Genomic DNA, 18,642 nt, shown 5'->3' with positions numbered 1-18,642 from the left:
CGGGTTCAGCCCGGAGATCGTCGTAGAGGTCGAACCCGACCGCCCCGCCCGTCCCGCGGGCCAGGGCGCTCCGCGCCCCGGCGCCCGTCCGGCCGGTCCCCGTCCGGGCAACAACCCCTTCACCTCCGGTGGCTCGACGGGCATGGCCCGTCCGCAGGCGCCCCGTCCCGGCGGCGCCCCGCGTCCCGGTGGCGGCCAGGACCGTCCGGGCGCCCCGCGTCCGCAGGGCGGCCCCGGTGGTGCTCCGCGGCCCCAGGGTCAGGGCGGCGCCCGTCCGACCCCGGGCGGCATGCCTCGTCCGCAGGCTCCCCGTCCGGGCGGTGCCCCCGGTGGTAACCGTCCGAACCCGGGCATGATGCCGCAGCGTCCCGCTGCCGGCCCGCGTCCCGGCGGTGGCCCCGGCGGTGGCCGTGGTCCCGGCGGTGGCGGTCGTCCCGGCGGCGCCGGTCGTCCCGGTGGCGGCGGCTTCGCGGGCCGTCCGGCCGGTCCCGGTGGCGGTGGCGGCGGTTTCGCCGGTCGTCCCGGTGGCGGCGGTGGCGGTGCCGGTCGTCCCGGTGGTGGCGGCGGCTTCGGCGGTCGTCCCGGCTTCGGCGGACGTCCCGGCGGCCCCGGTGGCCGTGGTGGCACGCAGGGTGCGTTCGGCCGTCCCGGCGGTCCCGCGCGTCGTGGTCGCAAGTCGAAGCGGCAGAGGCGCCAGGAGTACGAGGCCATGCAGGCCCCGTCGGTGGGCGGCGTCATGCTGCCTCGCGGCAACGGACAGTCCGTCCGTCTGTCGCGCGGTGCCTCCCTCACCGACTTCGCGGAGAAGATCAACGCCAACCCGGCGTCGCTCGTCGCCGTGATGATGAACCTCGGCGAGATGGTCACGGCGACGCAGTCCGTCTCCGACGACACCCTCAAGCTGCTCGCGGACGAGATGAACTACGTCCTCGAGATCGTCAGCCCCGAGGAGGAGGACCGCGAGCTGCTCGAGTCCTTCGACATCGAGTTCGGCGAGGACGAGGGCGGCGAAGAGGCGCTCATCCCGCGTCCGCCGGTCGTGACCGTCATGGGTCACGTCGACCACGGAAAGACCCGACTGCTGGACGCGATCCGCAAGACGAACGTCGTCGCGGGCGAGGCCGGCGGCATCACGCAGCACATCGGTGCGTACCAGGTCTCCTCCGAGGTCAACGGCGAGGACCGGAAGATCACCTTCATCGACACCCCGGGTCACGAGGCGTTCACCGCCATGCGTGCCCGTGGTGCGAAGTCCACCGACATCGCGATCCTCGTGGTGGCGGCGAACGACGGTGTGATGCCCCAGACGATCGAGGCGCTGAACCACGCCAAGGCGGCCGACGTGCCGATCGTGGTCGCGGTCAACAAGATCGACGTCGAGGGCGCCGACCCGACCAAGGTGCGCGGCCAGCTCACCGAGTTCGGTCTGGTGGCCGAGGAGTACGGCGGCGACACGATGTTCGTCGACATCTCCGCCAAGCAGGGTCTGCACATCGACCAGCTGCTGGAGGCCGTGGTCCTGACCGCGGACGCCTCGCTCGACCTGCGGGCCAACCCGGAGCAGGACGCGCAGGGTATTGCGATCGAGTCCCACCTCGACCGCGGCCGCGGTGCCGTTTCGACCGTCCTGGTCCAGCGCGGCACGCTGCGCATCGGCGACACGATGGTGGTCGGCGACGCGTACGGCCGTGTCCGGGCGATGCTCGACGACAACGGCAACAACGTCGAGGAAGCGGGTCCCTCGACCCCCGTCCTCGTGCTCGGTCTCACCAACGTCCCGGGTGCCGGCGACAACTTCCTGGTGGTCGACGAGGACCGTACGGCCCGTCAGATCGCCGAGAAGCGTGCCGCCCGTGAGCGCAACGCCAACTTCGCCCGCAAGGGTGTCCGGTTCTCCCTGGAGAACCTGGACGAGGCGCTCAAGGCCGGTCTTGTCCAGGAGCTCAACCTCATCATCAAGGGCGACGCGTCCGGTTCGGTGGAGGCTCTCGAGTCCTCGCTGCTCCAGCTCGACGTCGGCGACGAGGTCGACATCCGGGTCCTGCACCGCGGTGTGGGTGCGGTCACCGAGTCGGACATCGACCTGGCGACCGGCTCCGACGCCATCGTCATCGGCTTCAACGTCCGCGCCGCCGGGCGTGCCCAGCAGATGGCGGAGCGCGAGGGCGTCGACGTCCGCTACTACTCGGTGATCTACCAGGCCATCGAGGAGATCGAGGCGGCCCTCAAGGGCATGCTCAAGCCGGAGTACGAAGAGGTCGAGCTCGGTACGGCGGAGATCCGCGAGATCTTCCGCTCGTCCAAGCTGGGCAACATCGCCGGTGTGCTGGTCCGCTCCGGCGAGGTCAAGCGCAACACCAAGGCGCGCCTGCTGCGCGATGGCAAGGTCATCGCGGAGAACCTCAACATCTCCGGTCTGCGCCGCTTCAAGGACGACGTCACCGAGATCCGCGAAGGCTTCGAGGGCGGTATCAACCTCGGAAACTTCAACGACATCAAGATCGACGACGTCATCGCGACGTACGAGATGCGCGAGAAGCCGCGAGGCTGATCCACGGGAATTCCGGGGGGAGACCCCCGGACCTCTCTTCAACAGTCGGGGCCGGTCGACGGGTCGTATTTTCCGTCGATCGGCCCCGGCCGTTCCGTGTACGGTTCTGGTGTCCCTGCCAAGCACTGGCAGGGCGCGAACCCGAACCGGCGGGACATCCGGACATACATGTATGTGGGGACACTGTCCTTCGATCTGCTTCTCGGCGACGTACGGTCGTTGAAGGAGAAGCGCTCCGTCGTCCGCCCGATCGTCGCCGAGCTCCAGCGCAAATTCGCGGTGAGCGCGGCGGAGGTGGGCGGTCAGGATCTCCATCGCAGGGCCGAGATCGGCCTTGCCGTGGTCTCCGGGGAAACCGGACACCTCACAGATGTTCTGGACCGGTGCGAGCGGCTGGTGGCCGCACGCCCGGAAGTGGAACTGCTGTCCGTACGACGGCGGGTACACAGCGACGAAGACGATTGAGCAAGGCGAAGAAGGAGACGGACCAGTGGCCGACAACGCGCGGGCGAAAAAGCTGGCGGACCTCATCCAGGAGGTGGTCGCCGAGAAACTGCAGCGCGGTATCAAGGACCCGCGTCTGGGTACGCACGTGACGATCACGGACACCCGGGTCACCGGTGACCTGCGGGAGGCCACGGTCTTCTACACGGTCTACGGCGATGACGAGGAGCGGGCCAGCGCCGCGGCCGGTCTGGAGAGCGCCAAGGGCATTCTGCGCTCGGCGGTCGGAGCGGCGGCGGGGACGAAGTTCACCCCCACGCTGGCCTTCGTGGCGGACGCCCTGCCGGGCAACGCCAAGGCGATCGAGGACCTCCTCGACCGGGCACGCGCCTCGGACGCACGGGTGCGCGAGGCGTCCTCGGGCGCCACGTACGCCGGTGGTGCAGACCCGTACCGCAAGGCGGGCGACGACAACGACGAGGACGCCGCCTCCGAATGACATCGCAGAAAACGCCGGACGGCCTTGTCATCGTCGACAAGCCGTCCGGCTTCACTTCGCACGACGTCGTCGCCAAGATGCGCGGCATCGCCCGGACCCGCCGGGTCGGCCACGCCGGCACGCTGGACCCGATGGCGACGGGCGTTCTCGTGCTCGGTGTCGAGAAGGCCACCAAGCTGCTGGGCCATCTCGCACTGACCGAGAAGGAGTACCTCGGCACGATCCGGCTCGGCCAGAACACCATCACGGACGACGCGGAGGGCGAGATCACCTCGTCCACCGACGCCTCCGGTGTGACCCGTGACGGCATCGACGCCGGGGTCGCGGCCCTGACCGGACCGATCATGCAGGTGCCGTCCAAGGTCAGCGCCATCAAGATCGACGGCAAGCGGTCCTACGCGCGGGTGCGCGGCGGTGAGGAGTTCGAGATCCCGGCCCGGCCGGTGACGGTCTCGTCCTTCAACGTCTACGACGTCCGCCCGGAGGTCGCCGAGGACGGCACGCCGGTCATCGACCTGGTCGTCTCGGTGGTCTGCTCCTCGGGCACCTATATCCGCGCGATCGCCCGGGACCTCGGTGCCGGGCTCGGTGTCGGCGGCCATCTGACCGCGTTGCGGCGCACCAGGGTCGGGCCCTACGGCCTCGACACGGCGCGGACGCTCGACCAGCACCAGCAGGAGCTGACCGTGATGCCGGTGGCCGAGGCCGCCGCCGCGGCGTTCCCCCGCTGGGACGTGGACGAGAAGCGCGCCAGGCTGCTGCTGAACGGCGTACGGCTGGACATGCCGGCCTTCCCGCCGGGACCGGTCGGCGTCTTCGGGCCCGACGGGCGCTTCCTGGTCCTTGTCGAGGAGCAGAAGGGCAAGGCCAAGAGCCTCGCCGTATTCGCCTGACGGGCGGAGAAGGTCCTCCGGGATTCTCATCGTGGAGCGGGCGGGGCAGATCCCGGCGCCCGCTCCACGGTCCCCCACATGTTCTGTCCACCGGACGTCGATAATTCACCCCAATGGGCAGGCGCTCGGAGTGAATCAGGGGGCACTCGGGGGCGCTTTTACTCCAAGTGGTACACGCGCTGATCATCGGACCTAACGTTCGGATCATGGGAAGCGGGGACCGGGCAGCGCTGGTACGTATCTGCGATCCGGCCGGCCGGCCGCGGGGTACCGGATTCGTCGCGGACGACCGGGGCACGGTACTGACCAGCCATGAAGCCGTGAACGGCCCCACCCGGCTGGTCCTGCACGGAACGGACGGCCGCAACCGCGCCGTGGGGGCCGACGACATCACCGCGCTGCCCGAGCTGGATCTCGCCCTGCTGCACACCGCGGGGCCGGGCGAGCTGGGTGTGGAGCCGGTCCCGATCGCCCGGCGCGACCGGATCGACGCCGGTACGTATGTGACGATCGCCGCGCACGGCTGGCGCGAGGCCCGGGTGCTCGGCACCGCCCCCGTGACCTACACCGCGAACGGCCGCTCCCACCGGATCGGCGAGGCGCTGGAGCTGGCGCTCGGCACGGACGGCAGCGACGCCCTGCGGCTCGGTGGCGCGGCCGTGGGCGGGCCCGTCCTCGACCCGGAGAGCGGCGCGGTCATCGCCGTGCTGGGCAGTGCGCTGCTCGCCGGGCACGCGGGTGCGGGGTTTGCCGTGCCGCTCCGGGCGGCGGGCACCGAGGGCCCCCTCGGCGCCCTGCTGCGGCGCAACGCCACGAGCGTTCCCGGGTACGGACGCGATCTCAACCTCGCGGGCGCCCTGCACCTCACCGCGACCTCGATCGGCTCGGCGGACGGGCCGGCCGCCTGCCCCGATCCGGTCGAACGCCCGGATGTCATCGCGGAGTTCACCGCCTTCGCGGGCCCGGTCCGCACGGGTTCGGCACCGGGCGGCCCCGCCGTCGTCCTCGGTCTCGTCGGAGCGCCGGGCACCGGCCGCACCACCGAACTGGCCGCGCTCACCGCACGCCGGGCGCGCGGCCCGGTGCCCGCACCCACCCTCTGGCTGCGCGGCGCCGATCTGCTGGCCGACGACACCTCGGTCGCCGACGCCGTCGCCCGCACACTGCGCCGGGCCGGCCGGATCGTCACCGCCGCCGGCGCCCGGGGCGACATGGCGAGCGCCACCCCCGAGCGAGTGGCCCGGCTGGCCGAGGAGTCCGGGAGCCCCCTGCTCGTCCTGCTGGACGGCCCCGAGGAGATGCCCCCCGCGCTGGCCCACGAGCCGGCCCGGTGGACCACCGCCACCGTCGAATGGCTGCGGGGCAACGGGGCACGGATGGTGATCGCCTGCGGCCCCGAGCACTGGGAGACGGCCGGTGCGCTCTGCCCGCCCGGCGCGCTGCACCGCCCCGGCAGACCGGCCGGACGGCTGCCTCCCGCGGTCCGCCTGGGCGACTTCACCGCGGGTCAGGCCGGACAGGCCAAGGAGCGGTACGCCATCCCGCCCGACGCGCTCGCCCCCGGGCACGACCGGCACCCGCTCACCCTGCGCCTGTTCGCTCAGGTGTGTGCCGCGCTGCCGGGGGACATTGCCGGGCAGCCCGGAACCGAGGAGGTCTTCGGTGCCCACCTGGACCTGATGTGCCTGCGCATCGCGGTCCGCATTGCCGCCGCGTCCGGCCCGGCACCCGGGGGCGGCGCGGTTCGCAGGCTGGCCGCCCGGGTGGCGGGGCAGGTCCACGAGGCGGCACGGCGCTGCCTGGGCCCCGGGCAGGGGGAGCTGGACCGGGCCGCGTTCGAGGAGGTCTTCCCCTGGCGCACGGGCTGGGCGTCGGCCGTCCTCACCGAGGGCCTGCTCGTCCCGGCGGGCACCGGCTACCGCTTCGCGCACGAGGAACTGGGTGACTGGGTGCAGGGCGCCCACCTCGACGTGGACGCGGCGCTGCACGCGCTGGTCCACCGCCGGCACGCCCAGGAGGGGCCGGGAAGAGCGCCGGGAGCGGCGGCCGCCGCAGGCCGGATTCCGCAGCCGAGGAGGCCGACTGCGACGACCGGGACGCGCACGCTGCCCGTACCGCGCCACCGCATCGGCCCGGTGATCCAGGCCCTGCTGCTCCTGGGCCGACGGCACGGTCCCGCCGCGCTCTCCCACCAGCTGGCCGATCTCATCGACGCGCTGGACCGGCTGTCCGTGGAGGCGGGGACGGAGGCCGATTCAGGACCGCGCCACGACGCCCGCTGGTGGGCGGTGCGGCTGCTCTCGCAGACCCTGCTCCGGGTGCCCGACGCCCGGCCCCACCTCGGCGTGCTGCGGCTCCTGGCCGGCCGGGTCGTGCACCTGGCGGCCACGGGCGCGCCGGGGGGCCCGGGGACGTACGCCGCGTTCGGGCCGTGGTTCTGGCGGCGGCTCAGGCTGTCCGAGGAGGACCGGATCGATCTGTTCCGGCGCCTTGTCCCCGCCGACGGCCCGCCCCCCGGCGAACCCCGCGCCGAGGCCGACCGCTCCGCAGGCACGTGTCCCGACGACGGCGAGCGGTTCCTGGACGCCGTGGCACGCCGTCTCGCCGACCGGCCCCGGACCGTGCAGCCCCTGCTCTGCGGCTGGTTCACCGACGAGCGCCCGCTCCCCGCCGGGGACGGCGACGCGCTGCGGCCGACCGTGGCGGCCGCAGCCCAGGCGCTCCTCTACGCCCGCCGGGACCTGGCCGTCGACGAGCTGACCGACGCGCTCGTCTCGACCCCCCACCCCAGAGCCGAGGAACTGCTCGCCGCGCTCGCCGAGGACGAGCCCTCCGCGCTGTGCCGGGCCGTCCACCGCTGGGCCCACGACGAGGACCGGCGCGCCCGCCGCACCGCCGCCGCCTCGTACGCGCTGATCACCTCGGCACACGCCATCCACGACGCCGACCGCGAGCTGCTGCGCGGATCCGCACTGGCCCTGCTGGCCCGCCCGGCCGACGCCGCCCTGCACGGGGCCGCGCTCGCCCTCCTCGTACAGGACCCGCGGACCCGGGACCGCTACCTCCCGCGGGCGCTCCGGGCCTTCGCCGCGGGGGAGTCCGGGCCGCCCGTGGACGCGCTCGCCGTCGCGCTGCCCTCCCACCCGGAGCCGGTGCTCGCCGCGTTCCGGGAGCGTCTCACCCGGCCGGACGACGGGGCGGGCGAGGCGCTGTGCTCACTGGCCGGGATCGACGCCCCCGCGCTCGCCCTGCACACCGCCGGGCTGGTGCGCGCCTACATCGACAGCCACCCCGAGGACACCGTGCACCCGGCCTCGTACATCGACCGGAGACTGGAGCACGGCCCCGCCGCCCGCGCCCTGCTGCTGCCCCTGGTGACCGGGCTGCTGCGGGACCGCCCCGTCCCGCCGCCGGTACGCGGAGCGCTCGCCGCGGTGCTCGCCGCACCCGGGAGCCCCGCCTCCGGGCCGCTGAGGGAGCAGCTGCTGGAGGTCCTGCTGGATTTCGAGCAGGACGCCCACCGCGATCCGGCCGTGCTCGACGCGCTGCTGCGAGCCGCCGCGACCGGCTCCGGCACCCGTGCCCCCGCCCGCACCCGCGCCCTGGTCCACCGCACCGGGACACTGCTGGTCCGGACTCCCGAGGGCGCGGTCCGCTTCGACCGCCGGCTGGTCGAGCTCGCCCGTGACGTGCCCGGATTCGCAGCCCTGATCACCGGGTGGCTGGCCGACGCCCCGCAGGAATGGGCGGCGCTGGTCGGCCCGAGCGCACGGCGGACGGTGGAGGCGCTGGGCAGTGCGAAGGCGATGCCGATGCAGGCCGCGCAGCGCGAGCATGGCAGTCTTAGACCTGCGTAAGAGACAAACAACAGGTTCGGGCGAGGAGCGGTCAGAGTGCAGCGCTGGCGTGGCTTGGAGGACATCCCCCAGGACTGGGGACGCAGCGTCGTCACCATCGGCTCCTACGACGGGGTGCACCGCGGACACCAGCTGATCATCGGGCGCGCCGTTGAGCGCGCCCGCGAGCTGGGCGTGCCGTCGGTCGTGGTGACCTTCGACCCGCACCCCAGCGAGGTCGTACGGCCCGGCAGCCACCCGCCGCTGCTCGCCCCGCACCACCGGCGCGCCGAGCTGATGGCGGAGCTGGGGGTGGACGCGTTGCTCATCCTGCCGTTCACCAGCGAGTTCTCGAAGCTGGCGCCGGCCGACTTCATCGTGAAGGTGCTCGTCGACAAGCTGCACGCGCAGCTGGTCATCGAGGGACCGAACTTCCGCTTCGGCCACAAGGCCGCCGGGAACGTGCAGATGCTCACCGAATTCGGTGAGACCTACGACTACCGGGTCGAGGTCATCGACCTGTACGTGAGCGGTGAGGCGGGCGGCGGCGAGCCGTTTTCCTCCACCCTCACCCGGCGGCTGGTCGCCGACGGCGATGTCGAAGGTGCCGCCGAGATCCTGGGCCGTCCGCACCGGGTCGAGGGCATCGTGGTCCGCGGCGCGCAGCGCGGCCGTGAGCTCGGCTTCCCCACGGCCAACGTGGAGACCCTGCCGCACACCGCGATCCCCGCCGACGGCGTCTACGCGGGCTGGCTGAACGTGAACGGCGAGGCGATGCCCGCCGCGATCTCGGTCGGCACGAACCCGCAGTTCGACGGCACGGAGCGGACGGTGGAGGCGTACGCGATCGACCGCGTCGACCTCGACCTGTACGGGCTCCATGTCGCGGTGGACTTCCTCGCGTACGTGCGCGGGATGCTGAAGTTCGAGTCGATCGACGACCTGCTCGTGGCGATGGCCGCCGATGTGAAGCGGTGCCGCGAGCTGATCTCCGTGTACGAGCGCGGCTGAACCTCCACGCGTACGAACGAGCGGGGCTGAACCCCGCCTCGCGCACGTGACCGGGGCCGGAACCGTTTCGACGGTTCCGGCCCCGGTTCGTCGCACCGGCCTACGCCCGCGCCTTCGCGGCCGTGACCGCCCAGTGGCACGCCACCTGGGTCTGCCCGCCGCCCGCGAGCACCGGCAGATCCTTCGTACGGCAGGCCTCCGCGACGCCCGCCCGTTCCGCCTCGCCCGAGGCCAGCACCTGGCAGCGGGCGTGGAACCGGCAGCCGGACGGGACCCTGGACGGGTCCGGCGGCTCGCCGGTCAGGATCACCGGCTCGGCCCCGGACTCCGGCAGTACCGACAACAGTGCCTGGGTGTACGGGTGCTGAGGAGCCGTCAGGATCTCCTCCACCTTGCCCGTCTCCACGATCCGGCCGAGGTACATCACCGCGACCCGGTCCGCGATGTTCCACGCCAGCCCGAGGTCGTGCGTGACCACCAGCGCGGACAGGCCCAGCTCGTCCCGCAGCCGCAGCAGCAGGGCCAGGATCTCGCCGCGTACCGAGGCGTCCAGCGAGGCCACCGGCTCGTCGGCCACGATCAGCTCGGGCTCCAGGACCAGCGCGCCCGCGATCACGACCCGCTGACGCTGACCACCGGACAGCTCGTGCGGATACCGCAGGAAGAACCGCTCCGGGGGCCGCAGCCCGGCCCGGGACAGCGCCCCGGCCACCGCCTCCCGCTCGTCCCCGGCGTACCCATGGATCCGCAGCCCCTCGGCGACGGCGTCGTACACCGTGTGCCTCGGGTTGAGCGAGCCGCTGGGGTCCTGGAGCACCAGCTGGACCCGCTTGCGGTACGTCTTCAGCGCCCGGCTCGCGTAGTCGAGCGGCTTGCCGCCGAAGGTGACCTGCCCGGACGTCGGCGGGACCAGGCCCAGCAGCGAGCGCGCCAGTGTCGTCTTGCCGCAGCCGGACTCGCCGACCAGCGCGACGATCTCGCCGGGCCGGATGTCCAGGTCGACACTGTCAACGGCACGCGCCGGGGCGGCCCCGCGCCGGCCGGGGAAGGTGATCTTCAGCCCCTCGGCGCTGAGCAGGGGGGTGGTGGTGCTCATGGTGTGCTCCTTGCTTCCTCGGCTGCCGGCCGGGCCGCGACCGCTCCCGGCTCCACCAGCACACAGGCGGCCCGCCGCTCCGGCCCGGCGACCCGCAGCTCCTGGTCCTCGGTCGTGCAGGACTCCAGGGCCACCGGGCAGCGCGGGTGGAAGGTGCAGCCGCCGGGCAGCGCCGACGGGTCCGGCGGATCGCCGGGCAGCCCGCGGGGCGCGAACCGGGAGGCCGGGTCACCGATGCGCGGGAAAGCGCCGGACAGGGCCTTGCCGTACGGGTGGTGCGCGTTCTCGTAGACCTCGGACGCCGGGCCCTCCTCGACGACCCGGCCCGCGTACATCACCGCGAGCCGGTCGCAGGTGTCCGAGAGCACCGCGAGGTCATGGCTGATCATGATCAGGCCGAGGTCCTGCTCGGACACCAATTGCTCGATCAGCCGCAGGATCTGGGCCTGGATCATCACATCGAGAGCCGTGGTCGGCTCGTCCGCGATGATCAGCCCCGGGTCGCAGGCGAGCGCCATCGCGATCATCACGCGCTGCCGTTGCCCGCCGGAGAGCTCGTGCGGATAGGCGGAGGCGCGGGCGGCGGGCAGTCCCACCTGCTCCAGCAGCTCGCCGGCCTTCTTGGCCGCCCCGGCCTGTGTCGCCTTCCTGTGCAGCAGGATCGGTTCGGCAATCTGCTCCCCGATGCGGTGCACCGCGTTCAGCGAGTGCATCGCGCCCTGGAAGACGATCGACGCGCCCGCCCAGCGCACTGCCCGGACCTGGCCCCACTTCATGGTGAGGACGTCCTCGCCGTTCAGCAGGATCTTGCCGGAGACCTTCGTGCCGGCGGGCAGCAGCCGCAGCAGCGCGAGCGCCAGCGTCGACTTCCCGCAGCCCGACTCACCGGCGATGCCGAGCTTCTGCCCCGCATCGACCGAGAGGTTCACCCCACGGACCGCCTGTGCTCCGCCGGCGTACGTCACCGTGAGGTCCCGTACGTCGAGAAGCGGCGTCTTCTGGATGCTCGTCGTGCTCAACGGGCCACCCCCAGCTTGGGATTGAGGACGGACTCGATGGCGCGGCCGCACAGCGTGAACGCCAGGGCCACCAGGGCGATGGCGATGCCGGGCGGTGCCAGGTACCACCAGTCGCCCGCGCTGACCGCACCCGCCTCGCGGGCGTCCTGGAGCATGCCGCCCCAGGAGGTGGTGGTCGGATCGCTGAGACCGAGGAAGGCCAGGGTGGCCTCGGTGAGGATCGCGCTGGAGATCACCAGCGTGGTCTGCGCGAGCACCAGCGGCATCACGTTCGGCAGCACGTGCCGCACCATGATGTGGCCGTGGCCGCCGCCCAGCGCGCGGGCGCGCTCGATGTACGGGCGGGACTCCACGGCGAGGGTCTGGGCGCGGACCAGCCGGGCCGTGGTCGGCCAGGTGGTGACGCCGATGGCGATGATGACCGTCCACATCGAGCGCTCCATGACGGTGGCGAGCGCGATCGCGAGGACCAGGGTCGGCATCACCAGGAACCAGTCGGTGATCCGCATCAGGACCGTCGAGTACCAGCCGTGGAAGTGGCCGGCGACGATGCCGACGACCGTGCCGATGGCGACGCAGAGGAACGCCGCAAGCAGGCCGACCGTCAGCGACACCCGGGTGCCCCACACCAGCAGCGCCAGCACACTGCGGCCGAACTGATCGGTGCCGAGCGGGAATTCACCGCTGGGCGACTCCAGGGCGCCACCGGGAGCGCCGGTGACGCTCTGCGAGTCGGCGCCGACGAGCTGCGGCGCGAACAGGGCGACCAGTGCGATCAGGACGAGCGCCGCCAGACCCCACAGCCCGCCCCGGTGGCCGCGGTACTCCCGCCAGAAGCGGGCGATGGACTGGCGCTTGCGCGCGCGGGCCAGGGCGCGCGGATTCTGCGCGGCCTCCGCCTTCGTGGGCGTGGGCATGGATTCGGTCGTCATCGGCCCACCCGGGGATCGAGCAGCGGATAGAGCACATCGGCAAGGGTGTTCGCCAGGATCACCGCGGTGGCGAAGACGAAGAACAGCCCCTGCACGAGCGGGAGATCGGGCACGCTGAGCGCCTGGTAGAAGAGACCGCCGAGGCCCGGCCAGGAGAACACCGTCTCGACCAGGATCTGTCCGGCGACCACATGCCCGAGGTTCACGAACATCAGCGTGAAGGTCGGCAGCATCGCGTTCGGCACGGCGTGCTTGCGGCGTACGACGTCGTCCCGCAGCCCCTTCGCGCGGGCCGTCGTCAGATAGTCGCTGCCCATCTCGTCGAGCAGCGACGAACGCATCACCAGGAGCGTCTGCGCGTACCCGACCGCGACCAGTGTGATCACCGGCAGGACCAGATGGTGCGCCACGTCGAGGACGTAGGCGAACCCGGTCTCGTTGCCCGACTCCAGACCGCCCGTCGGGAACATCCCGGGGATCGGACCGATGCCCACCGCGAAGACGATGATCAGGAGCAGGCCCAGCCAGAACGCCGGAACCGAGTAGAGCGTGAGCGCGAACGCGGTGTTGAAGCGGTCGCTCATGGAGCCGTTGCGCCAGGCGGTACGGGTGCCGAGCCAGATGCCGAGCGCGGTGTAGAGGACGTACGACGTGCCGGTGAGCAGCAGGGTCGCCGGCAGTGCCTCGGTGATCTTGTCGATGACCGGCGCGTGGAACTGGAAGGAGGTGCCGAAGTCGCCCGTGAGGGCGTCTCCCACATACGACGTGAACTGCTGCCACATCGGCTGGTCGAGGCCGAACTGGTGCCGGAGCGACTGGAGTTGTTCGGCGGACACGGGCCTGCCGCCCGTCATCTGCTTGACCGGGTCGCTGGGAATGAGCCGGAAGAGAAAGAAGCTGGTGACCAGAACGGCGAAGAGCGAGACCGCTGCCCCCGCGATCTTGGCCGCCACGTATTGGAGGTATGCCTTGGTGTTGCGCGCCCGTGGACCGCGGGCGGCCGAGGGGCCGGACCGAGCCGGGCCGTCGGTGTCCGCGTCCGCGACCTGCACGAGCGCCGGAGTGCTGTCAGCTGTCATGGGAAACTCTCGTTACTCGTGCTGCACGTGGAGTGGCCGGCCGGTGAGCTGCACGTTCACCGGCCGGTCTCTCTCTCGACCCGTCCGAGTGGTTACTCGCGGTCGTCCGCCGTGTTGCGGCGGCGCATCGCGATGAACAGCCCGCCACCGGCGAGCACCACGACCACCACGATGATGCCGATGACGACGCCGGTCGAGCCCGACCCGCCGGAGCCGTCCGAACTGCCGCCGGACGCAGGAGTCGCGGACCACCAGCTCCAGTAGCCGTCCTGGCCGTAGATGTTGCCGGCCGCCTCGGGCATGGTCGTGATCGACTTGATCTGGTCGGTGCGGTACGCCTCGACCGCGTTCGGGTACGCGATGACACTCATGTACCCGGAGTCGTAGAGCCACGACTGCATCTGGTTGACGATCCCGGCACGCTTGGCCGGGTCGTACTCGGCGAGTTGCTTCTTGTAGAGCTCGTCGTACTTCTTGTCGCAGATGAAGTTGTCGGTGGCGGCGCTGTCCTTCGCCTTGACCGGCAGCGCGGCGCAGGTGTGGATGCCGAGGACGAAGTCGGGGTCCGGGTTGACGGACCAGCCGTCGAAGGCGAGGTCGTACTCACCCGCGTACCAGGGCACCGAGACGTTGTTGAGGCAGTCGACCTTCAGGCCGATGCCGAGCTTGCCCCACCACTCCTTGAGGTACTTGCCGATCGCCGTGTCGTTCGGGTCCGTGGCGTGGCAAAGGATGCGCAGGTCGAGCGGCTTGCCGTCCTTGCCGACCCGCTGGTCGCCCTTGAGCTTGTAGCCCGCCTCGTCGAGCAGCTTGGCGGCCTTGGCCGGGTCGTACGCCAGGCTCTGCTCGGCGGTCGGCTGCCAGTGGTACGCGGAGAAGCGCGGCGGGATGTAGCCCTGGCCCTCGACGGCGTGGCCCTGGAAGACCTTGTCGATGATGGTCTTGCGGTCGATGGACAGGAAGAGGGCCTGGCGCACCTTCTGGTCGAGAAGGGCCTTGTTGCCGTTGCCGAACTTCTTGCCGTCCTTGGTCTGCGCGCCCGGGTTGGTGGCCAGCGCGAAGAAGCGGCGGCCCGGACCCTCGTTGACCTTGACGTTCTTCTCGCCCTTGAGGGAGGCGGCCTGAGCAGGCGTCAGCGCCGGAGAGCCGGCGACGAAGGAGACCTCGCCCTTGCGCAGTGCGGCGACCGCGGCGTCCTGGTCCTTGTACGTCTTGAAGACCAGCTCGTCGAACTTGGGCTTGCCGCGCCAGAAGTCCTTGTTGGCCTTGAGCTTCACATACTGGTCGACCTTGTAGTCGGTCAGGATGAACGGCCCGTTGCCGACGACCGGGAACGCCTTGTCGTTGTTGAACTTGGAGAAGTCACCGACCTTCTCCCAGACGTGCTTCGGCACTATCGGCACATCGAGTGCCGCCATGGTGGCCTGCGGCTCCTTGAGCTCGATGACCAGCTGCGTGGGGCTGGGAGCCGTCACCTTCTTGAAGTTCGCGACGAAGTTGCCGTTGGCCTGCGCGGCGCCCTCGTCGGTCATCATCTTGTTGAACGTCCAGGCCGCGTCCTCGGCGGTGGCCTGCTGCCCGTCCGACCACTTGGAGTCGGAACGGATGGTGTACGTCCAGGTCAACTTGTCCGCGGACGGCTCCCACTTGGTGGCGAGGCCGGGGATCGCGTGGTTGTCCTTGGGGTCGTAGTTGGTGAGGAAGTCGTACATGAGCCGGCTGATGCTGGTGCTCATGAGCCGCTGAGCGAGGAACGGGCTCAGCGAGTCGACGCTCTGCGCGACGGCGACGGTCAGTGTCGACTTTCCGCTGTCGGCGGCCTGCGCCTGCTGCGGCGCGGCGCCGAGCGGTACACCCGGGACGATGGACCCGGCGGCCAGCGCCAGCGCGGCGGCACCGGAGGCCAGGAGGACACGCAGACGGGAGCGTGGCTGGGCGGAGCGTGGTGGAACTCTTTCGACCATGGTCAGGGACCTCGCGTCATGACTCGCACGGAGAAGGCGGGTTGATCTGTGGTTCGCCAGCTGGTGAAGCGAAGGTTTATCAGCGGGGGTCGAGCCGCGTCAACGGTCATCGAAACGGCGTGTGGTCTGCGGGAATGCATGGAGGGTCCGCACCGTGGAGACGGTGCGGACCCTCATTGGTTTAGACCTCTGACGCCTTACTGCTGAGGCGCTGACGGTGGCTGCTGCTGCCATCCCGCGGGCGGAACGGGCCCCTGGTGCTCGGGCGGGACCGGCTGTCCGGGCTGACCAGGCACGGCGGGCTGCTGGTGGGGCGGCTGCGGGCCGGCCGGGGCCGCGGCGGACGGGGCCTGCGGGGGCAACGGCTGCTGCCAGGCGTTCTGCCCGGCCCCGGGACCGGGCTGCGGCGGGTACGGCTGCGGGGGCTGCTGGCCGCCGTACGGCTGCTGCTGCGGGTACCCCTGCTGCGGCTGCTGCGGGGCGTACTGCTGCTGGCCGGGCATCGGCGGGGCGTACTGCGGCGGCGGGTTGGAGCCGTTGGAGGTCCAGAGTCCCTGCTGTTGCTGGGCGCGGGCGAAGTCCTCGGCGACCATCGCGGAGAGATGGAAGTACGCCTCGCGGGTCTTGGGGCGCATCATGTCGAGGTCCACCTCGGCACCGGCCGCCAGATGCTCGTCGAACGGTACGACCACCACGCCGCGGCAGCGCGTCTCGAAGTGCTGCACGATGTCGTCGACCTTGATCATCTTGCCGGTCTCGCGGACCCCCGAGATAACCGTGATGGAGCGCTGCACGAGCTCCGCGTATCCGTGCGCCGAGAGCCAGTCCAGGGTGGTGGAGGCGCTGGAAGCGCCGTCGACCGAAGGCGTCGAGATGATGATCAGCTGGTCGGCGAGGTCCAGCACCCCGCGCATCGCGCTGTAGAGCAGGCCGGTGCCCGAGTCGGTGAGGATGATCGGGTACTGCTTGCCCAGCACGTCGATCGCGCGCCGGTAGTCCTCGTCGTTGAACGTCGTGGAGACCGCCGGGTCCACGTCGTTGGCGATGATCTCCAGACCGGAGGGCGCCTGCGAGGTGAACCGGCGGATGTCCATGTACGAGTTGAGGTACGGGATCGCCTGGACCAGGTCACGGATGGTGGCGCCGGTCTCGCGGCGCACCCGGCGGCCGAGCGTGCCCGCGTCCGGGTTGGCGTCGATGGCGAGGATCTTGTCCTGCCGCTCGGTGGCCAGGGTCGCGCCGAGAGCGGTGGTCGTCGTGGTCTTGCCGACGCCGCCCTTGAGACTGATGACCGCGATCCGGTAGCAGGACAGCACGGGCGTACGGATCAGGTCGAGCCTGCGCTGCCGCTCGGCCTCCTCCTTCTTGCCGCCCAGCTTGAAGCGGGACGCGCCGGAGGGGTTGCGGCTGCTCTTGGCCTTCTGCTTGCCCCGGACCAGCCGGTCGGAGGAGAGCTCCACGGCGGCCGTGTACCCGAGCGGGGCGCCGGGCACGGAGCGCTCGCGCTGGTCGTGGGTGACGGGGGTGGGCCAGGCGCCCCCGGTGCGGGGGTCGACGGGCTGAGCCGGCTGGCTCGGCTGACCTGGCTGGCCCTGCGGCTGCTGTTGCTGCTGGGGAGGCTGGGGCTGGGCGGGCTGATGCGGGGCGGCCTGGGCGGGCAGACCGGGCGTGGCCTGAGCCGGGGGCTGAGGCGCCTGCGATGCCTGAGGGCCGTTGGGGACCTGCGGCGGCAGCGGGACGCCCTGCTGCGCGGGCCACTGAGGCGTCTGGGACTGCTGGGGAGGCTGGGGTGCATGCGGCTGCTGAGGCCCCTGCGGGAAGCCGTAGCCGCCCTGAGCCGGCGTCTGCTGCGCGGGGGGAGCGGGCTGCTGCGGGAAGCCGTAGCCGCCCTGGGGCTGCTGAGGTGCCTGCGGCTGAGCCGCCCCGGCCTGCGGGAATCCGTAACCGCCGGGCGCCTGACCGGTCGGGCCGGGCGCGGGCCACTGCGGAGCCGACTGCGGCGCGGCGGGCTGGAAGGCGGGCGGCAGCGGCGGCACCTGGGGCCAGGGGTTCGGTGTGGCGGGCGCCGGGGTGCTCTGCGGTGTGTGCCCGGGTGCCGCGTCCCGGGGCGCCGCATCCGGGGCGGCGTCGGAGGGGACCGAGTCCCGCGGCCCGTCGGCGCCGCCCGGGGCACCTGCCCCGGCGTCGGGAACGGAGTCCGTGACAGTGCCGTCGGACCTGCCGGAGGAGGCGTCCGCCGCCTGCGAGGAGTTGGAAGCAGGCACCTCGCCCGCGCCCGTACCACCGGTACCGTTCCCGGTATCGGCCTGTGCGGGAGCCGGGCCCGAATCCGTCGCCGGGGCGTCCCCGGCCGCGTCCGCCGAGCGTCCCTCGATCTCCGCGATCTGCCGCTTCAGCGAGGCCGGGGAGAACCGCATGGTCGTGCCGCTCTCCACGTCTCCGCTCCCGAACGGGTCCGAAGCGCCGCCGGAATCCGCCGCGTTCGCCGCGGGAGCGGGCACGGCGTCCCCAGGCGTGGCGTCACCGGCCGCGGACTGGGCGGGAATGGGTGCGGGAGCCGGCGCCGGTGCGGGCGCGGGGGGCGCCGGAGTCGCGGGCGGTGCCGGAGTCCAGTCGGAGTCGAAACCGCCCCCGGCCGACGGTGCGGGCGCGGGCACGGACAGTGGCGCTCCGGTGGGCGGAGGCGGCGCCAGATGCGTTCCGGCACCGCCCGACGAGTCCCCCGGCGCGTTCTGCGTGTACCAGGCGGGCGGGGTGTAGTCGATGGTGAACTCACCCGTCATCTCGGCGGGCTCCGCGTCGGACGACTCGTCGACGGGCTTGTTCCAGCCCCCGCGGATCTCGTCCCGATCGCCGTTCACTTTGCCTCCTGGTGTGGTCGAGCACCCTTGTGCCGTAGTGGGTGGGGGCGACCGTTTCCGTCTGCCTGACCGCCCGGCTCTCCCCCTGGGACACGCATTGCCTGCCCGCAGGTTCTCTGCCGCGCCCGGACCCACCCTAATCGTCATGGGGCTTGCTCCGGCAGGCCGTACGGCACCGCAAGAGCTGTCCCGTGCATCACGTGCCGCCCTCAAGTGAACCGAGTACGGCACAGCGTGAAGGGCGAAGCGGTCAAACATGTACATCTGCCTACGGAAAGCCGAACGTTCCCTACGAGAAGCCACCAGGGCCTGTCCGGCGGATCACGGCCGGGGTCGCGGCGTCTGGCACGGCGCCTCGCGGTGTTGCCGAAACGTCCGAACAGCTCCGCTGTCAAGACGCTCCGGCGCCTTGCGATGCACCGCACCGGACGCCGCGCCCTGTCCGACCCTGATCCGC

At 71.8% G+C, this 18,642-nt stretch carries 12 protein-coding genes; 6 read left to right on the top strand and 6 right to left on the bottom strand.

What is annotated here, in order from left to right:
• From infB to ACWCQ6_RS31055, 6 genes are all read left to right on the top strand, one after another.
• Positions 1–2,551, top strand: a 2,551-nt coding sequence (infB, locus tag ACWCQ6_RS31080; protein ID WP_451094876.1) for a translation initiation factor IF-2, incomplete at its 5' end; no start/stop codon positions are given.
• A gap of 168 nt (positions 2,552–2,719) precedes the next feature.
• Complete coding sequence (locus tag ACWCQ6_RS31075; protein WP_093548378.1) at positions 2,720–3,016, top strand: DUF503 domain-containing protein; 297 nt, start codon at positions 2,720–2,722, stop codon at positions 3,014–3,016.
• A 25-nt stretch (positions 3,017–3,041) separates the two neighbouring features.
• Positions 3,042–3,494 carry a 30S ribosome-binding factor RbfA gene (rbfA, locus tag ACWCQ6_RS31070; RefSeq protein ID WP_451094874.1) on the top strand — a complete coding sequence of 151 codons (453 nt, stop codon included), beginning with the start codon at positions 3,042–3,044 and terminating at the stop codon, positions 3,492–3,494.
• Positions 3,491–4,387 (top strand): tRNA pseudouridine(55) synthase TruB, encoded by an 897-nt coding sequence (truB, locus tag ACWCQ6_RS31065; protein WP_451094872.1) that lies wholly within the window; start codon positions 3,491–3,493, stop codon positions 4,385–4,387. Before rbfA ends, truB begins: the two co-directional genes overlap by 4 nt.
• A 206-nt stretch (positions 4,388–4,593) precedes the next feature.
• Positions 4,594–8,244 carry a trypsin-like peptidase domain-containing protein gene (locus ACWCQ6_RS31060; protein ID WP_451094870.1) on the top strand — a complete coding sequence of 1,217 codons (3,651 nt, stop codon included), beginning with the start codon at positions 4,594–4,596 and terminating at the stop codon, positions 8,242–8,244.
• Between the two features lie 36 nt (positions 8,245–8,280).
• On the top strand, positions 8,281–9,234 hold the full coding sequence (locus tag ACWCQ6_RS31055) for a bifunctional riboflavin kinase/FAD synthetase (protein ID WP_451094868.1): 954 nt from the start codon (positions 8,281–8,283) through the stop codon (positions 9,232–9,234).
• A 100-nt stretch (positions 9,235–9,334) separates the two neighbouring features.
• Here ACWCQ6_RS31055 and ACWCQ6_RS31050 read toward each other — a convergent pair whose 3' ends face one another.
• The 6 genes from ACWCQ6_RS31050 to ACWCQ6_RS31025 all read right to left on the bottom strand — a co-directional run bounded on the left by ACWCQ6_RS31050 (position 9,335) and on the right by ACWCQ6_RS31025 (position 18,185).
• Complete coding sequence (locus tag ACWCQ6_RS31050; RefSeq protein WP_451094866.1) at positions 9,335–10,330, bottom strand: oligopeptide/dipeptide ABC transporter ATP-binding protein; 996 nt, start codon at positions 10,328–10,330, stop codon at positions 9,335–9,337.
• Positions 10,327–11,349, bottom strand: a complete 1,023-nt coding sequence (locus tag ACWCQ6_RS31045; RefSeq protein WP_451094864.1) for an ABC transporter ATP-binding protein — start codon at positions 11,347–11,349, stop codon at positions 10,327–10,329. The genes ACWCQ6_RS31050 and ACWCQ6_RS31045 overlap by 4 nt, the downstream gene beginning before the upstream one ends.
• Entirely contained in the window at positions 11,346–12,281 is a 936-nt protein-coding gene (locus ACWCQ6_RS31040; RefSeq protein WP_451094862.1) for an ABC transporter permease, read from the bottom strand. The genes ACWCQ6_RS31045 and ACWCQ6_RS31040 overlap by 4 nt, the downstream gene beginning before the upstream one ends.
• Entirely contained in the window at positions 12,278–13,360 is a 1,083-nt protein-coding gene (locus tag ACWCQ6_RS31035; RefSeq protein ID WP_451094860.1) for an ABC transporter permease, read from the bottom strand. Before ACWCQ6_RS31035 ends, ACWCQ6_RS31040 begins: the two co-directional genes overlap by 4 nt.
• Positions 13,361–13,452: 92 nt before the next feature.
• A complete protein-coding gene (locus tag ACWCQ6_RS31030) occupies positions 13,453–15,324 on the bottom strand; it encodes an ABC transporter substrate-binding protein (protein WP_451094858.1) in 1,872 nt (623 codons plus the stop codon).
• Positions 15,325–15,521: 197 nt separating this feature from the next.
• The gene (locus ACWCQ6_RS31025; protein WP_451094856.1) at positions 15,522–18,185 is read right to left on the bottom strand and encodes an SCO5717 family growth-regulating ATPase; all 2,664 of its coding nucleotides are present in this window, start codon (positions 18,183–18,185) and stop codon (positions 15,522–15,524) included.
• Between the last annotated feature and the right edge of the window lie 457 nt (positions 18,186–18,642).

The organism is Streptomyces sp. NPDC001880 (assembly GCF_053594575.1).
The sequence above is the reverse complement of the archived record's forward strand: the minus strand, read 5'-3'. Positions and strand labels throughout refer to the sequence as shown.

Coding starts and splice junctions, on each gene's coding strand:
- ACWCQ6_RS31060 (WP_451094870.1), top strand. CDS start 4,594: ATGGGAAGCGGGGACCGGGCAGCGCTGGTACGTATCTGCGATCCGGCC.
- ACWCQ6_RS31075 (WP_093548378.1), top strand. CDS start 2,720: ATGTATGTGGGGACACTGTCCTTCGATCTGCTTCTCGGCGACGTACGG.
- ACWCQ6_RS31035 (WP_451094860.1), bottom strand. CDS start 13,360: ATGACAGCTGACAGCACTCCGGCGCTCGTGCAGGTCGCGGACGCGGAC.
- ACWCQ6_RS31030 (WP_451094858.1), bottom strand. CDS start 15,324: ATGGTCGAAAGAGTTCCACCACGCTCCGCCCAGCCACGCTCCCGTCTG.
- ACWCQ6_RS31050 (WP_451094866.1), bottom strand. CDS start 10,330: ATGAGCACCACCACCCCCCTGCTCAGCGCCGAGGGGCTGAAGATCACC.
- truB (WP_451094872.1), top strand. CDS start 3,491: ATGACATCGCAGAAAACGCCGGACGGCCTTGTCATCGTCGACAAGCCG.
- ACWCQ6_RS31040 (WP_451094862.1), bottom strand. CDS start 12,281: ATGACGACCGAATCCATGCCCACGCCCACGAAGGCGGAGGCCGCGCAG.